15 protein-coding genes are annotated in these 15,931 nt (G+C 48.0%); 7 read left to right on the top strand and 8 right to left on the bottom strand.

Annotation, left to right across the window (positions count from 1 at the left end; translation table 11 throughout):
- The first annotated feature begins 21 nt into the window (after positions 1-21).
- Positions 22-1,470 (top strand): pyridoxal phosphate-dependent decarboxylase family protein, encoded by a 1,449-nt coding sequence (locus tag SPB21_RS25450; protein ID WP_499057084.1) that lies wholly within the window; start codon positions 22-24, stop codon positions 1,468-1,470.
- A gap of 70 nt (positions 1,471-1,540) precedes the next feature.
- Positions 1,541-2,845: an exonuclease subunit SbcD gene (gene sbcD / locus SPB21_RS25445; RefSeq protein WP_499867992.1), complete on the top strand. Its 1,305-nt coding sequence runs from the start codon at positions 1,541-1,543 to the stop codon at positions 2,843-2,845.
- Positions 2,846-2,869: 24 nt separating this feature from the next.
- On the opposite strand, the gene SPB21_RS25440 is transcribed toward sbcD, so the two are convergent.
- Positions 2,870-3,724 (bottom strand): M28 family peptidase, encoded by an 855-nt coding sequence (locus tag SPB21_RS25440; protein WP_499867991.1) that lies wholly within the window; start codon positions 3,722-3,724, stop codon positions 2,870-2,872.
- A gap of 388 nt (positions 3,725-4,112) precedes the next feature.
- Between SPB21_RS25440 and SPB21_RS25435 the strand changes: the two genes are divergently transcribed.
- Positions 4,113-5,288, top strand: a complete 1,176-nt coding sequence (locus SPB21_RS25435; protein WP_250566020.1) for a septal ring lytic transglycosylase RlpA family protein — start codon at positions 4,113-4,115, stop codon at positions 5,286-5,288.
- A gap of 94 nt (positions 5,289-5,382) precedes the next feature.
- Here the strand turns inward: SPB21_RS25435 and SPB21_RS25430 are convergent, their stop codons facing one another.
- Both SPB21_RS25430 and SPB21_RS25425 read right to left on the bottom strand, forming a co-directional pair.
- The gene (locus SPB21_RS25430; protein ID WP_006517251.1) at positions 5,383-5,625 is read right to left on the bottom strand and encodes a 2Fe-2S iron-sulfur cluster-binding protein; all 243 of its coding nucleotides are present in this window, start codon (positions 5,623-5,625) and stop codon (positions 5,383-5,385) included.
- 55 nt (positions 5,626-5,680) lie between these two features.
- Positions 5,681-6,130 (bottom strand): DUF8632 family protein, encoded by a 450-nt coding sequence (locus SPB21_RS25425; RefSeq protein WP_499867990.1) that lies wholly within the window; start codon positions 6,128-6,130, stop codon positions 5,681-5,683.
- A 131-nt stretch (positions 6,131-6,261) separates the two neighbouring features.
- Between SPB21_RS25425 and SPB21_RS25420 the strand changes: the two genes are divergently transcribed.
- Positions 6,262-6,540 (top strand): DUF2470 domain-containing protein, encoded by a 279-nt coding sequence (locus SPB21_RS25420; RefSeq protein ID WP_163661183.1) that lies wholly within the window; start codon positions 6,262-6,264, stop codon positions 6,538-6,540.
- A 143-nt stretch (positions 6,541-6,683) separates the two neighbouring features.
- On the opposite strand, the gene SPB21_RS25415 is transcribed toward SPB21_RS25420, so the two are convergent.
- On the bottom strand, positions 6,684-7,319 hold the full coding sequence (locus tag SPB21_RS25415; protein WP_250566021.1) for a pentapeptide repeat-containing protein: 636 nt from the start codon (positions 7,317-7,319) through the stop codon (positions 6,684-6,686).
- Positions 7,320-7,686: 367 nt separating this feature from the next.
- On the opposite strand from SPB21_RS25415, the gene SPB21_RS25410 reads away from it, so the two are divergent.
- Both SPB21_RS25410 and SPB21_RS25405 read left to right on the top strand, forming a co-directional pair.
- Complete coding sequence (locus tag SPB21_RS25410; RefSeq protein ID WP_499867989.1) at positions 7,687-8,928, top strand: DUF3747 domain-containing protein; 1,242 nt, start codon at positions 7,687-7,689, stop codon at positions 8,926-8,928.
- A gap of 251 nt (positions 8,929-9,179) precedes the next feature.
- A complete protein-coding gene (locus tag SPB21_RS25405; protein ID WP_163661189.1) occupies positions 9,180-10,514 on the top strand; it encodes a TrkH family potassium uptake protein in 1,335 nt (444 codons plus the stop codon).
- A gap of 55 nt (positions 10,515-10,569) precedes the next feature.
- Here the strand turns inward: SPB21_RS25405 and SPB21_RS25400 are convergent, their stop codons facing one another.
- From SPB21_RS25400 to SPB21_RS25390, 3 genes are all read right to left on the bottom strand, one after another.
- Complete coding sequence (locus SPB21_RS25400; RefSeq protein WP_163661191.1) at positions 10,570-12,051, bottom strand: M16 family metallopeptidase; 1,482 nt, start codon at positions 12,049-12,051, stop codon at positions 10,570-10,572.
- A gap of 140 nt (positions 12,052-12,191) precedes the next feature.
- Positions 12,192-13,778 carry a M16 family metallopeptidase gene (locus SPB21_RS25395; RefSeq protein ID WP_499057093.1) on the bottom strand — a complete coding sequence of 529 codons (1,587 nt, stop codon included), beginning with the start codon at positions 13,776-13,778 and terminating at the stop codon, positions 12,192-12,194.
- 173 nt (positions 13,779-13,951) lie between these two features.
- Positions 13,952-14,299: a hypothetical protein gene (locus tag SPB21_RS25390; protein WP_163661195.1), complete on the bottom strand. Its 348-nt coding sequence runs from the start codon at positions 14,297-14,299 to the stop codon at positions 13,952-13,954.
- Positions 14,300-14,450: 151 nt separating this feature from the next.
- Between SPB21_RS25390 and SPB21_RS25385 the strand changes: the two genes are divergently transcribed.
- Positions 14,451-15,236: an MlaE family lipid ABC transporter permease subunit gene (locus SPB21_RS25385; RefSeq protein ID WP_163661197.1), complete on the top strand. Its 786-nt coding sequence runs from the start codon at positions 14,451-14,453 to the stop codon at positions 15,234-15,236.
- Positions 15,237-15,311: 75 nt separating this feature from the next.
- Here SPB21_RS25385 and SPB21_RS25380 read toward each other — a convergent pair whose 3' ends face one another.
- Positions 15,312-15,758 carry a RuvC family protein gene (locus SPB21_RS25380; protein WP_163661199.1) on the bottom strand — a complete coding sequence of 149 codons (447 nt, stop codon included), beginning with the start codon at positions 15,756-15,758 and terminating at the stop codon, positions 15,312-15,314.
- Positions 15,759-15,931: the final 173 nt, after the last annotated feature.

Below are 15,931 nucleotides of genomic sequence, written 5' to 3'. Positions count from 1 at the left end.
CTTCAATAAACAACTGATACGGTGGATTTTTCGGCCTTGCCGACAACGGCATTTATTCGTCCTGATGGAAAAAATCGGGATGCGATCGCAACTCTCTTACATCAAGTAGTCGATCTACTGGTTGAAACCATGGCTCAGGCAACGGAGCGTTCTCCCTTGCCTGAGCCTTTGCTTACAGAGGATTATGGCTGGGCCAAATTAGCCAAGGCGTCCGTGGATGTTCAACAGCTCTTGATAGAAGTCCAAACTCACCTCCACCACTCCATGAATGCCGCCCATCCAGGCTACATCAGCCACATGGACTCCATTCCATCCACCATGTCAGTGATTGCCGATCTGCTGGTGGCTGCCCTCAACAACAATATGTTGAGTGTGGAAATGTCGCCCGTTTTCTCCCGGTTAGAAATTCTTGTTTTAAAGCAAGTGGCCCAGTTGTTTGGTCTGGGTCCTCAAGCCAACGGTGTTTTGGTGAGCGGCGGCAGTCTTGCCAATCTACAGGCTCTCATCGTGGCACGGAATGCAGCCTTCAATGCTCTCGACCATGGCATTACGCAAGTAAAACAGCCCGTTTTCTTCGTCTCAGAAGTCGCCCACACTTCGTTTAAAAAGGCAGCCATGGTCATGGGTTTAGGCACTAAAGCTGCAATTCCTGTAGCCACCCATCAGAATTCTCAAATTGACATCACCGATCTAAAAACTAAGCTCATCCAAGCCAAGGCCAATGGTCAGCAGCCCTTTGCCATTGTTGCCACCGCTGGCACAACCGTCACAGGCAGCATCGACCCCATTGCAGAAATGGCCCATATCGCCAATCTGCACCAACTTTGGTTTCATGTGGATGCAGCCTATGGCGGAGCGCTGATGTTTTCAGATCGTCATCAATCTCAGCTAGCAGGCATCGAACAGGCCAACTCAGTCACCTTTAACCCACAAAAGTGGCTGTATGTGGCGAAAACCTGCGCCATCGTCATGTTTCGTCAATTCGATCAGCTCCAGGAGTATTTTCGAGTATTAGCCCCTTACATGAACGATCACAACGACTGGCCAAATCTAGGAGAACTGACGGTGCAAGGAACACGCCATCCTGACATTCTTAAGCTTTGGCTATCACTGCAGCACATTGGTCGAAACGGCTACAGTGCCATCATTGACCACAACTATGCATTAACCCAAACCTTTACCTCCGCTGTGAAAGAACGCCCCTTTCTGACTCTGGCCAGCGAGCCGCAAATGAACCTGATCTGTTTTCGCTCAGAACCCAACACCGTGCCCATCGAAAAGCAAGACCAGTGGAATCACTCGCTGCAACAGTGGCTTTTAAAACAAGGCAATACCTGCTTATCTTTGCCAGTATATCGAGGCCAGCGATGGCTCAAGGCAGTTTTACTCAACCCGTTTACCACCAACGAACACATCGATAAGTTATTTGCTGATATAGACAGCTATCACACAACTCAGACAGAACTATAGCTGTAACCCTTGACGTTCTGAACTAGGACAAAGATACTGATAGCGATCGCACGTCTTAGTCACACCCCCCATGGTTAAGGTTCTCCATCTCTCAGATATCCATATGGGTAGTGGCTTTAGCCATGGGCACATTAACCCCGAAACTGGACTAAATACCCGTTTAGAAGATTTTGTTATCACCCTCAGTCGCTGCATTGATCGAGCTCTCAGTGACCCCGTCGATCTAGTCCTGTTCGGCGGCGATGCTTTTCCAGATGCCACACCACCCCCTATAGTGCAGCAAGCCTTTGCACAACAGTTTCAGCGATTAGTCCATGCCCATATTCCGACTGTTTTATTAGTCGGCAACCACGACCAGCATTCCCAAGGAATGGGCGGTGCCAGTCTCTGCATTTATCGCACTTTGGGAGTCCCTGACATTATTGTCGGCGACAGTTTAACCACTCACCGCATTGAGACCCAGGCAGGGCCTATTCAGGTGGTCACCCTGCCCTGGCTTACCCATTCCACCCTACTCACCCGTCCCGAAACCGAAGGATTATCCCTAGGTGATGTCAATGAGCTCATGCTTGACCGTTTACGAGTTGCCTTAGAAGGAGAGATTCGTCAGCTAGCTCCCAACATTCCCAGCATTCTGTTAGCACACCTGATGACGGATACCGCTCGCTATGGTGCTGAAAAGTTTTTAGCTGTTGGTAAAGGCTTTACCGTGCCCATGGCACTGCTAGCTCGTCCCTGTTTTGACTATGTCGCCCTCGGTCACGTGCACAAGCATCAAATCCTTTGCCAAGAACCTTTGGTAGTCTACCCAGGCAGCATTGAACGGGTAGACTTTAGCGAAGAAAAAGAAGACAAAGGATTCGTACTAGCAGACATACATCCTGGGCAAACGTCGATCGAGTTCTGCCCTTTGCCCGTACGTGCCTTTAAAACCTTAAATATTGATCTTTCCAAAACAGACACCCCCCAACAACATCTGGAAGACAAGCTAGCCAACACTGACATTGCCGACGCCGTTGTACGTTTAGCCTATAAATTAAACCCGGCTCAAATTGATCAAATTGACCATACTGCCCTACATCAGGCGTTGTCCCATACCCATTCCTACACCATTCATCCCGAGCTCGTTAGCCAACTCACCCGCCCTCGTCTACCCGAGCTCACATCGGACAACACCCGTGACCCCCTGGGCGCTCTGCAAACCTATTTAGCCAATCGTGACGACTTGACTGAGTTGGCCGACGACATGCTGCTAGCGGCCCAAACATTACTCAATGATGATAAACATCACCCAGATTCAGTAGATCTGGAGGCTGTGGACACAGAGACTGTAGCCATTGATGAGCTACAAAATCAGCAGCTCAGACTGCTATAGATGTCCAATCATCACATTCAATCATTACAGTTGAGCAATGCATTGCCCCAACCCCAGACAAACCTGGGTCAAAAACTCTAGATCCAACGTTTCAAAGGTGTCTGTTGCAGCGTGGTAGTGAGGATTACGTAAATCAGCTGTATCCGTCACCATGATGGCGTTATAACCAGCATCCCAAAAGGGAGCATGATCACTGCGACGGGTCATAGGCAAAGGCAATCCTCGATTCATCATGGGCAACCAAGCGCAGTCAACGCCCGCTACATTGAAAGACCGATTCAATCGCCACAACTGAGGCAGCGCCTGCCAATTACCGATGAGAGCAATAAAGTCTCCTGTCTTGGGGTAGATGTACTTCAAAGATTCTAAAGGGTAAGCCTGGCTTGGCTGGTCAGATACCGACTGTTTGACACAATATCCAAGCATCTCCAAAGACAGCATGAGATGAATGGGCAGCCCATTCAGTTCTTTTACATAGGCTTTACTACCCAACAAGCCATATTCTTCTAAATCAAACGCCACTAAACGCACAGGTCGCCGTGGCGGCTGGCAAGAGAATCGGCGCGCTAGTTCCAATAAAACAGCCAGTCCAGTGGCATTATCATCAGCACCGGGGCAGCCAGGCACTGTGTCGTAGTGGGCACCAATAACCACAGGTGCCCGTGACGGTTGGTACCCCGGCAAGTCAAGACAGAAGTTAAAATGCTCCTTACCTTGTCCCCTGAAACCCATGACAGTGATAGCCCCACATAGGCTTAACTGGGTGCGGAGGTAGTGCCGCGCATAGTGATAACCTTGCGTGGCAATGTAGGGATCTCGCTGACGAATTAGCTCTTTAAGGTGAGCAATTAATCGTTCTCTAACCCTATCATTCCCCATACCTATCCTCAGTTGCCATTTCTACCTGTCAAGCCGATTTTCATGAATATGAGCTATTTTATTGACAGCAAAGATTAATTTTACTTATTTTTTTAAGCAAAATATTGGTATCTAATTTCATGGCAATTCCCAACAGACCTAGTTCTTCACCCGTTCATTTTTCCTGATATTGCCTTTTCAGTTATTAATGAGTCGATGACAGAAAGTATTAATACTAAGAACAGACTGTATACTGAACGGACTGTAATTTTAGATACAATACCTGGCCAGAGGGTAGAGTTATTTCCTAATTTTTTCTGGCACCAGCTACCGTCTATGTTGAAATTACGGTTTCACACCAGGTCTGGGAGCTGGTTCTTTAGTAAAGTGTTCATCTGTAAGCTCTTTTATGTTTGATGTACCGGTTCTTGAAGTAACCGTATCTTCAGCGCCCGCGCTTACTAATGGTGTAAGCCGAACTAATCAAATCACCCTACAGAAACCAACCATTTCTTCGGGTTTGCTCGAAACCCTAGCTGTATTATTACCTCAGCAAGTTCGCCAACAGTCACACGTCTTCGCTGAAGCATTACCGACCGACTCCGACCAAATTAAAACCCTACTGCCTGATAGGTCCTTTCAACTGTTGGAGCCTCTAAATTTAGCCTATGGGGCTGAATCTCTTGAGCAAGCATTTGCAACTAGCTCCCTCAGCAATCCTTTATCACAAATTGAGGCTGCCAGTACAACCTCATCATCAGATATTCCTTCCATAGCAGCGCAAACTCCTGAGTTTGGCAAAACGCAAGCTAGCCAGAATTCATCCACTAGCACCACTACTAATCCAGTGGTTGCAGAACCGGAAAGTCCAACCCCAGTGATGCCTAGACAGGAATTGCAGCAGTGTGTTGATATTCCTTACGCCGCCCCTCAGGGCACTGCGACGTTACAGGTTTTACTGCGAGGGAATGTCATTGGCGCAGTCAACAGCACAAACGACACTGAGCAGGTGGCCCAGAGCCTGCAAGCAATGCTGGTCGATGAGCCCATCAATCCTCATGAAATAGCACCTGTTTTAGGTAGCCCTCAACCCGCCATTCGTTTAAGCAGTGACATCTTGCTGAAGATACTAACCCAGGAGAATAGGGACGATGTTTCTGTAGATAGTGCCTTGGCATTAAGCAACGAATGGGCAGCCATTGCTTGGAGCGACCACCTGCGTCAGAAAATGGGTGCAGCCCCGTTAGACGCTGGCACAATTCAGTTAATGTTTAAGGGATTAAAGCCTTCTGAACAAGAGCTCAATGGCATTGCATCTTGGTATGGCCCCTATTTCCATGGTCGCTTAACGGCCAATGGAGAGACCTTTGATCAAAATACTTTGACCGCAGCCCACAAATCCTTACCGTTCAATACCATTCTGCAAGTCCGTAATTTGAACAATAATCGGACAGTGGTTGTGCGCATTAACGATCGAGGACCTTACATTGGTAAACGTTCCTTGGATTTATCTAAGGCAGCTGCCCAATGTTTGGGCAGCGACAAGGTCGGCGTCATTCCTTATGAAGCTGTACTCTTAGAGTGAGCGCCAAAAGCACTAACAGAGTAGCTGTCTGTCACCCATAGTCTTGATTACTAGCTGCCACCTGGTGGATGAGGGATTACCAAGTGGTGGCTACTTACCAGGTGGGATCTACATAGAGATTAATAACATAGGGAGACTGGGTCGCTGGAACAGCAGAGATACAGGCACAAATCGGTTCTTCTTGACCTTCCACATCAACTTCACAGGCATGACATGAGCCCATCAAGCATCCAGTGGGTATGGTAACTCCAGCACGTTCTGCAACTTGTAAAATAGGTTCTCCTGGATTGGCCGAAACGGTGACGTTATCGGGCAAGAAATGAACCTCAATACTCATAACCGTCCGTCAATATGAATTGCTAGGAGAGACATTAACAATCCTATCGCAAGATTTATGGAGCGGGTTGAGCACTCCTGACTTGCATAGGTATCGTCTCTTTAGATGAATTGGCCTTCTCTAACGAGCCAGCATCGGTGGTTCCTGATTCTAAATAGCGCCGCTTGGTGTGCCACCAGTTCTGCATCTCCCTAGATAAAAGACTCATGTAGAGAGTCACCACAATGGGTTGGGCACGATATCCTTGGCCCACAATCTCAACACAGTAGGATGGATGACGCCTAGTCGCTAGATCCACAATGAAGCGTCGACCAATGCGTCGCCAACTCGGCTCTTTGCCACGCCACTGTAGACGACAACAAGGCCAAGGCAATTGTTCACGGTCAAATAATCGGCAACAGGGACCGATAACACGATAGGTGAGATGGGCCCCAGGGCTCTGAAAAATATGCCCCGTTGGCCAAGGATGCTCGCTGCCGGGCGGGGGAGATGAGGATACTATCAACTGCCTGAGCGCAAAGAAACAAGTTCTATAACGTCTCTAACAATGCCATGAATTGTTATTACAAAACAATCATGTTGAAGACCCGCCTATGATTTAGAACAGTAGTGTAGGAAATTTTTCAGGAAAATTCTATGGCTGAAGCAATTACGTCAACTGTCAGCGATCGCATCTGTAAGCACATGAATGATGATCACGCCGATGCAGTGCTAATCTACGCCCAAAAGTTTGGCGATGCCACCGCTGCAACAGCGGCCACCATGACAGCCATTGACACCACTGGCATGGATCTAGATGCCACGGTAAACGGCCAAAACACGCCCGTACGTGTTAGCTTTGAGCGTCCCTTAGCCGATGCCAAGGACGCCCACCATGTTCTCGTAGAAATGCTCAAAAAAGTGAAGCAAGACTAGCCAGGTTTAGAAATTTTGAGTTTTGAGTTCTTAATTTTGAGTGAGCTACAGTTCAGTAAAGACATCATTGGCGATGGTCTACAACTCAAAACTTGGAAATTCAAAACTCAAAATCTCCTTGTCCATTTATCAAAAGGCCTCGCCTACTCTACCAAATCAGGTACAGGCACATTACAAGCACGTCTATAGTCAATGCCTCCCCAGTAGGTCGCACCACAGAGATTGGCCCCTGTCAGATCAACATCGTGGATAACCCCCACAAAGTTGGAATGCTGTAGTTGAGCTCCTACGAATTGAGTCTTATTGATGTAAGCATCTAAAAAATTAGCTTCCATCATTTCAGCACCAGAAAAGTCAGCATAGTTTAGTAGAGCCCCCTCCAGGTCAGCACCTACAAATTGGGCTGGAAATTCGAGGAAGTTGCCTTCACTATCGGTGGCCTCTGTTAGGATAGTCAGGGCTCTGACATACGCCAAGTTACTCTGGCTCAGATCGGCCCCTTTGAGATTAGCGCCATCTAAAACTGCATAGAACAAATTAGCGTCTCTCAAGTTGGCACCTTCCAGATTGGCACCCGTCAGATCTAAGCGTCTTAAATCAGCCTGTTCTAAGTTGCAACCAGGGCATTCATTCGTTTCAAGCAAGCGTTTGAGATCATTTTCATCCAAGGCTTGGGCGATTGGACTCTGAACAAACATCATGGTCAATAGTGTGACGCCCGCTAAAGCGACCGGATGAAGTCTGCAATGCCATAGCCACTGGGTTATTCCTAGAACCATCGGTTGCATTCTTGAGGAGCTCCTTACACAGCAGTTCTATCGTGTCAAATTCAACATAACAAAGGCAAGTTTGTGGTCTAGTTTCCGTAATGGCACTTACCCATGTAGAAGCATATGGTTCGCCGTGCGGCTTCGACACGAAGGAAACGGTCTTTATTACGTTCCTGAAAGCCTAAGGGTAACCCTAAAAAAGCCAAAATCACGGCTTTGAGTGCTGGGTTAGTCCTTAGGGTTAAAAATATCGGGTTAACATCTGAAGTTTTTAAATTAAAGCTTCCATCAAGAAAAATTACCGTAACGTCACGTCTTTATGCCCATCGGGCAACATTCAAATCAGGTCCTGCTTCATACTTTCAAGAAATCAACAATGAATCCACTACGCTTAGCTATCGCTGCTGCCACCGCAGCGAACCTAACTATTCTTGGAGCGACTACCCGCGTAGATGCCCAGTCTTTTGGCAATGTTGAAGTTGATCAAGAAGACTTTGTACTCGTGGCCGCTCCTGGCGGTGGTCTGCTGGGTCGCCCCCAATTCATGATCATCGAACAGAGAACCGATGAGCGTCAGTGTTGGAGTGAGTCTGGCTCACAACCCACTCAAATCGAACCACTATTGCTTAACTTTGACTTCAGTGGCATCTGTGGACGTAGCACCGACAGTAATGGTTACTCCATTCGCACTAGTGATGGCGAGGCTGGCAGCCGTTTTAACCTGGAGATCAGGGAAGCAGATGGCGAGTATATTTTGGTTGGTAGACCTAGCAGTTTTCCCACTAATCCTTATCGCAATGCAGATCCCATCAACCTTGGTCGTACCTTTGGCCAAGCAGAAAATGGGTTTACCAAAGTCTTTCTCAATCCTGGCTGGCGTCTCACCCGTCGCACCCTTGAAGGGCGTCAACTAGGACACTTGTATCTGACTAACGATGCCAGCCTAGCGTCGCTAGTAGAAGGGGGTGGCCCCGTAGTGACCGACCCTGGGACACCTACTACGCCTGATCCTGACACACCGACAGAAGTCGCTTTTCGCGATGTCACGAACGATGTCTACGCATCACAGATTAATCGTGCAGTAGAAATCGGCTTCATTGCCGGCTTCCAGGATGGCACCTTCCGTCCTCGTAATGCCCTGACCCGTGAACAGCTCGTCTCCATGGTGATTGAAGCACTGGATGCCCAGGACAATATCTCTATTGCCCTGCCCAGTCAGGTTACTAGCTCTCCCTTCTCCGACGTTCCTCAAGATCGCTGGAGTGCTGCAAAAATCCAATTTGCTAGCCAAAGTGGCATTGTCAGCGGCGACCCCGAAGGTACCTTCAGGCCCAGCGATGAAGTAACTCGGGCCGAGATGATGGCTGTACTGCGTAGAGCGGCTGAGTATCGCAAGCGCACCCTTGGTCAGGGAACTGCTTTAACGCCCACACAACAGGCCTTTGCGTTCTCTGATACTGAAGGTCACTGGGCTGATAGTGTGATTTCTAACCTCTCAGCCTATTGTGGCATTGCCAGCCCTGTAAATGAGAGTGGCACAGCGTTTGCACCTAATACTGATGCCCTTCGCAACTATGCAGCCACTGCTGTTGTGCGCCTGGTAGATTGCACTAACTAAATTCAACGTTGACCGATAACTGCGGTCACTTGATCAATACAGGCCTATGGAAGGGGGTTGTTCTCATGGAGAATTGCCTCCTTCTTGCTTATTTTCCAAGGGAATATTGCAAAATCATCTCCATTGAAAGAAGACAGCATCATAAAATTGACCGATATGTAATTTAGGTATTGGCAGATTGGGCTAATACACCGATTGCTCCACAATCAGCAGGGACCATCCTAAATTAGGACTATGCGAGTAAACCACCAATGACCGTTTCAAGGACTGTATGTGTCGGCTTTTTGACGGTGATCACCGTTGGCACACTGTTACTAATGCTGCCCTTTGCAACAGCCAATGGTGAATGGAATGACCCAATCGTGGCCCTGTTCACGGCGACATCAGCGGTGTGTGTCACAGGCCTGATTGTGGTGGATACGGGCTCCTATTTTTCACCTCTCGGCCAAGGCATCATTTTACTGCTGATACAGCTGGGTGGTCTGGGATACATGACGGCAACCACGTTGCTACTGCTGTTATTGGGGCGACGTTTAGGTCTCAAAGATCGGCTGGCCATTCAACAATCGTTGGACACGACTGAATTATCATCTGCGGCATCCCTGATCAAATCAATTATCGCCATGACCATGATTTTTGAGCTGAGCGGGGCCTTTTCACTACTGCCTCGCTTTGCCAATGATTATGGTGCAGGACAAAGTCTGTGGCTATCTATCTTTCATAGCATCAGCGCCTTTAATAATGCGGGGTTTAGCCTATTTTCTGACAGTCTGGTGCAATATGCTCGGTCTCCTTGGATTAATGGGGTGATTGCTGGCTTGGTGATTATTGGCGGTATTGGTTACCAGGTGATTATGGAGATGTTTATTTGGGTACGCGATCGCATCCGCCGCAAACGTCAGCACCAGGTTTTTTCACTCCACTTCAAGGTGGTCACTAGCACCTCCATAGTCCTTTTAATTCTTGGCACCCTGGCCTTTTTTGCTGTGGAGTTTAGCAATCCTGCTACTCTGCGTGGCGAGCCTTTGAATATGAAATTGCTGGAGGCGGGCTTCCAATCAGTAATTATGCGAACCGCTGGGTTTAACTCCATTGATATTGGGGCCATGGAGACGAGTTCGTTGTTTATTGCGATCGCACTTATGTTCATCGGCGCTAGTCCCGGCAGTACTGGTGGCGGCATCAAGACCACCACAATACGCATTTTGCTCAACTGCACCCGCACCGTCCTCAAAGGTGAAGATGAAGTCCTGGCCTATCAGCGGGAAATCCCTGATAAGCGGGTGCTTAAAGCCGTTGGTGTTGTTGTTGCATCAGGCATGACGGTGGTCATGGTGACCATTCTGCTGTCGCTAACAGACCCAGGCATCGAATTTATCGACCTGCTATTTGAAACAGTGTCCGCTTTTGCCACCGTAGGGCTATCCACAGGCATTACAGCTCAGCTATCCACCCTCGGCCAGTTGGTCATCATTGTCACCATGTACATTGGCCGAGTAGGCATTTTATTACTCATGTCTGCCCTTTTGGGGGATCCCAGACCCAGCACAATACACTACCCCGAAGAAGATCTGTTAGTGGGCTAGTACTCCTCAGACATTCTCTATATGAGCAATGAAGCATGGGCAATAAAGAGTCCTTCTATACCGATGACTCTGGGATAGAAATATCGATCGGAGTAATTTTGACCTCCTCTGCTAAGGTCCCTAAAGAAGGGTCAATGGCATCAATATTGCCCACCACGATGGTCACCAAATCACTGGGCTTCAAATTACGTTGAGCCGCTTCTAGCACCTGCTCAATTGTTGTCGACTCTACTGCCTTTTGAAACTCAAAGACAAAATCGGATGGATAGCCGTAGTACTCATAGCGAATCAGCCGCGACAGCGTTTGCTCCGGAGTTGCAAAGTTAAACACAAAGCTATTGAGCACTGCATCTTTGGCATATTGCAATTCCTCAGCCTTAATCGGCTCCTGACGTACCCGCTGAATTTCCCTATACATGGTTTCAATAAAAGGTACCGTCGTCTCAGACCGAGTTTGACCACCGCCAATAAATAAGCCAGGGTAGTCATAGCGAGGACTCCAGAAGGCATAAACCACGTAGGCCAGACCCTGACGCGAGCGAATATCATTAAATAGGCGACCACCAAAGCCGTTTAGCACTTCGTTGAGAATGACCATCGGGGCATGGTCAGGGCTATCTAAACGACCCCCCAAATGACCAATGTGAATATAACTCTGGGTGAGCTGGGGCTGATCTACCACATATAGACCATTGGTTTGCTGCTCTACCTGAGGCACTTGCACATTAGCCTTTGCCCTAGCTGAGGGTGACCAGTCAGCAAAGAACTCTTCAATCAGCACCTTCATCTGAGTAGCATCAAAATCGCCGCTGATACCTAAAATTGTGCCGCTAGGCTGAATAGCTGTTTGATAAAAGTCAATAACGTCATCCCGTGAAATATTCTCAATGTCGCTGTACTCCACCATGCGAGCAAAGGGACTTTCATCACCGTAAATTAATTTGCGAAACTCACGGGTAGTGACATCATCTGGGTCATCATTACGGCGAGCAATGCTGCCACGGTACTGACTTTTAATTAGGTCAATTTTTTCTGGGGCAAAGGCTGGCTGCTGGATCACCTCTGAAAAAATTGCAAATACGTCGGCTAGATCCTCACTCAGAGCGCTAAAGCTAGCACTCCCCGTAGTCGCACTCAGACTACTCTCAACCGATGCCGCCCGCTGTTCTAAAAATTGATTGAGTTGATCAGGAGTATAGTTAACTGTTCCCCCTACCCGCATGGATTCTCCCATAATGCTGGCTAGGCCGGTTTTGCCCTCAGGCTCCATAAATTCCCCAGCCCTAAACGTTGCTGAACCGCTTACTAAAGGGAGGTCATGTTTCTCCATGAGGTACACAACCAGGCCATTGGGTAACTCATAGCGTTCAAACTCAGGAATTTGAATTTCGCTGAGGGGTTCAAATTCTAGATCAGTGTAGTGGTGCGCCGTCACAGCATTGGCGGGCTTGCTCCACCCCAGGGTGAGAACCAAGCCAAGAGTAGCCATGGCCAGAAAGAAGCTTGTGGTCAGACGACGCTTAGAAAACCAGAACATAGGGTTTAAGGAGAATGGGCAGTTGGCAAGAGAGAACCGTTGTGAAGATGCTTAGCTAAAGACTAGAAGAAAGTAAAAGAAAAGATAGGTAGAGAAGAATTTGTTCTCGTTCCTATCTTCTGGCTTCTATATTCCGGCTGCTATGGCTCCGTCGATAGCAGTTTACCAACGGTGCGATTACTCGGCACAAAGGTTGCTTGAGCTACACGCTGCACATCTTCAGCTGTAACCGCTTCAATGGCTTTTAATTCTTCAAATACATTACGCCAGTCATTGGTTTTAGCTTCGTATTCAGTCAACAGGCTCGCCATACCGGCATTGGAATCCAGATTGCGCAACAGAGAAGCTCTAGCTTGAGTTTTCACCCGGTCTAATTCCTCAGGGGTCACGGGTTCTTGCTTTATTTGAGTAAGCAAAACATCCATCCGCTCAGCCATATCATCAACGGTATGACCAGGAGCCGTCAGGCCATAGAGCAAGAGAATATTGTCGTAGCGATCACCAGGGAATCCATTGGCGCTGCCAATATTCAGAGCTACTTGGGATTGCACCACCATGTCTTGATACATGCGTGAGGTGCGCCCCCCTACCAAAATGCTCTCAATCATGGCATAAACCACATGGTCAGAATGATTAATACCAGGACGATGGAAGCCTTCTAAATACCAGGGTTGACTGGGTAGCTTCAGTTCAAAGGATTTAGGCTCTGTCTGAGGTGGTTCCTGTATGCCGACTTCGGGAGGGAGGCTACGGGATTGAGTGCGACCAAAATAGGCGGTGGCTAGAGCCTTGACATTATCAGGGTCAACATCCCCCACCACAGCAGCAATCAAATTGCTCGGTCCATAATAAGCATCAAAAAACTTGGCGATATCTTCGCGAGTGGCTAAGCGCAGGTCTTCCTTATAGCCAATGACCGGACGACGGTACGGATGCTGGTCAAACGCAACTTCTAAGAACTTTTCAACGATTTGGCCGATGGGGGAGTTGTCCACCCGCATGCGGCGCTCTTCCAGGATGACTTCTTTTTCTTTGTAAAATTCACGGAATACAGGATCAATGAAGCGTTCTGATTCCAAAGACATCCACAGCTCTAACTTATTTGAGGGCAGGCTATAGAAGTAACGGGTGGCATCGGCAGAGGTGGTGGCATTCAGACCACGACCACCAGACTGCTCGATAATTTGGCCAAACTTATTTTGTTCAACGTATTCTGCAGCCTGAGATTGAAGGGTATCGAACTGCGATCGCAACGTCGCCGTTTTTTCTTCATCACCTGATTTCTCAGCCGCCATCAGCTGATCAAAGACCACATCCATCTCCTGTAGCAGCGGTGCTTCTGCCGAGTAGTCCTTGGTACCAATTTGAGTTGTGCCTTTGAACGCTAAGTGCTCCAGATAATGGGCAACACCGGTATGACCATCTTCCTCATTAACCGCCCCCACCTTGGCATAGAGCATCATCGACACCACTGGAGCCTGATGACGCTCCAACACGATAAACTTCATGCCGTTATCAAGCGTAAACTCGCTAACGTCATTGGCCACGCGATCAAGATAAGGCTGAATAGAGCTTTCTGGCTCGGCCTCAACCGCGAGTTGCTCTTGGCCAGATATCCCCGAGACCTGAGCCCAAGCCGGTTCACCCAGTCCCACCCATAACAAAACAGCCAGAGCGGCTGTCCATAGAAACGTCACCTTTGGCTTAGCCAACGGAATTACGCCCATAGCACCTCAGCGCAAAATACCGTTACCAGCATAGATACTTTTCTTTATGTTGTGCCAACAATATATTGATGATTCAGTGAAATCACTAATATTCGCCCTAATGCCGTGAGAGTAAATATCGTCCTGTTAAATAGTCAAGCTGGCTGATATATTCACACGCTCCGGCAAACTCTCTATTTCAAATAGAGATATTTGTAAAACGTAAACATATCGAATAAGCCACCCACAATACTGATGGTTAAGCAAATAATTACAAAACCTTGAACCATATTGCCTGCACCAAAGGTGATTAAAAAATCCACCATATAATCTTTACCTACAGCACTAATGGTCGATAACGGCGACCAAACGCCCAAGGTCAAAGCACCTAACGCTACTCCCATGCCAGCTGCAGGCAGCAAAAAGCAGATGACCAATGTCAGCACTAAAGAACTAAATAACTGCAAGCCCATCTCTACCTCCTGCCATTTTTTGGCTGCATGGGCATAAGGAACAACCACCCCAACAATACGAGCAATCATTGAATATGGGCGTCAACTTGAGGAATCTTAAATTTTCATAAAACTACGGAGCATTTAGAGTCTTGCCTTAACCCACTGCTTAACCCATTAAAATAATTAAGCCTCATGCTCAAATATTCATTGCTGCCCCGCATCTAAGGAGTCATCCCCTTTGTCTGCTGCATTTCCTACGTCGAGCCTTGCCAAATGGGGTCAGCGTTTGATGGCTGCCATTCTACTGGGTGGTCAAGTCATTGTTCACCTCGCAACTCGCCCTTTACATCGGCGTAACACCATTGAGCAAATGGCTGCCGTGGGACCAGAGTCTTTGCTGATCACTTTGGTGACTGCCAGCTTCGTCGGTATGGTGTTCACAATTCAAGTCACCCGTGAATTTATTAACTTTGGAGCTAGCACAGCCGTTGGTGGAGTGCTAGCGTTGACGCTGGCAAGGGAGCTAGCCCCAGTGTTAACTGCCGTGATCATTGCTGGTCGGGTTGGTTCTGCATTCGCAGCTGAAATTGGCACTATGCAAGTGACCGAGCAGATTGATGCATTGCAGCTCCTGAAGACAGACCCGGTTGACTACCTGGTATTGCCCCGAGTTGTTGCCTGTGCGTTGATGCTGCCTCTGCTAACAATCCTGTCATTCATTACAGGTATGACGGGGGGTTTGCTGATCACAAGCACAATGTTCAATATTTCCCAAACTGTCTTTCTAGACTCAGCAAGGCTGTTTCTAGAGGTCAGGGATTTAGTCGCTGCAATCATCAAAGCCCTCGTATTTGGCGGCCTCATAGCAATCATTGGTTCGAGCTGGGGCTTAACCACAACAGGGGGAGCCAAGGGTGTAGGGCAATCAACCACGACAGCAGTGGTGACCGCCCTACTGGCTATTTTCATTAGTAACTTTTTCCTATCCTGGCTGATGTTTCAAAGTTCGGCATTTCCTGGCTGATGTTTCAAAGTTCGGCGTTGAACTTTTAGAGATATTAAATTGCTTGGATAGCGAAATATAAAACATCTGCCCAAATCACAGCTCGACTTCAGTCAGCTTGTTGAGGTACCGCTCAATTAATAAAATCGCGACGATATCATCAATGGGGCGAGGAATACTGCGCATACTCTGGGGCAATATCCGATTCAGACCTTTAGGGGGAAACATTTCCCAATAGCGATCGCGAGCTTCCAGACTGCTATAACGCTCATCCACCAAAATGATATTGGGACTTTCTCGTAGTCGCTGCGATAATTCCTGTTTCCAGATTTTGGCCCCAGTCTGGTCCCCCATCACAATCAGCGAGATAGGATAGGTCTGACGTAGGGATTCAATATGCTCAATCACATCCTCAGCCGGAACCACCTCGTGGTAGCACAATGAGCGATCTACCCCAACAATGGCTAGACCACACTTAGCGCGGCCTGGGTCAAATCCTAAAATAACCGGCTGAGATAGTTTAGAAAAAACAGTGGAGGACACAGAGCAAACCAGAGGAAAAAGGAAACACTGGAATTCAAAGTACACATATGTAGAACTGCAACTTCCACCAGCTCAACCATCAGGGTCCCATTTGGATACGCCCTAGGCAAATAAAGGTCTTTGTCTTCCCGTAGTCATTTTAGAACTATCCTAAGGTAGCCTGCATCGTAGAC

It is taken from the genome of Leptothoe sp. ISB3NOV94-8A, from assembly GCF_043421595.1.
Lineage (GTDB): Bacteria > Cyanobacteriota > Cyanobacteriia > Phormidesmidales > Phormidesmidaceae > Leptothoe > Leptothoe turfae.
This window is presented reverse-complemented; position numbering and strand designations above follow the sequence as displayed.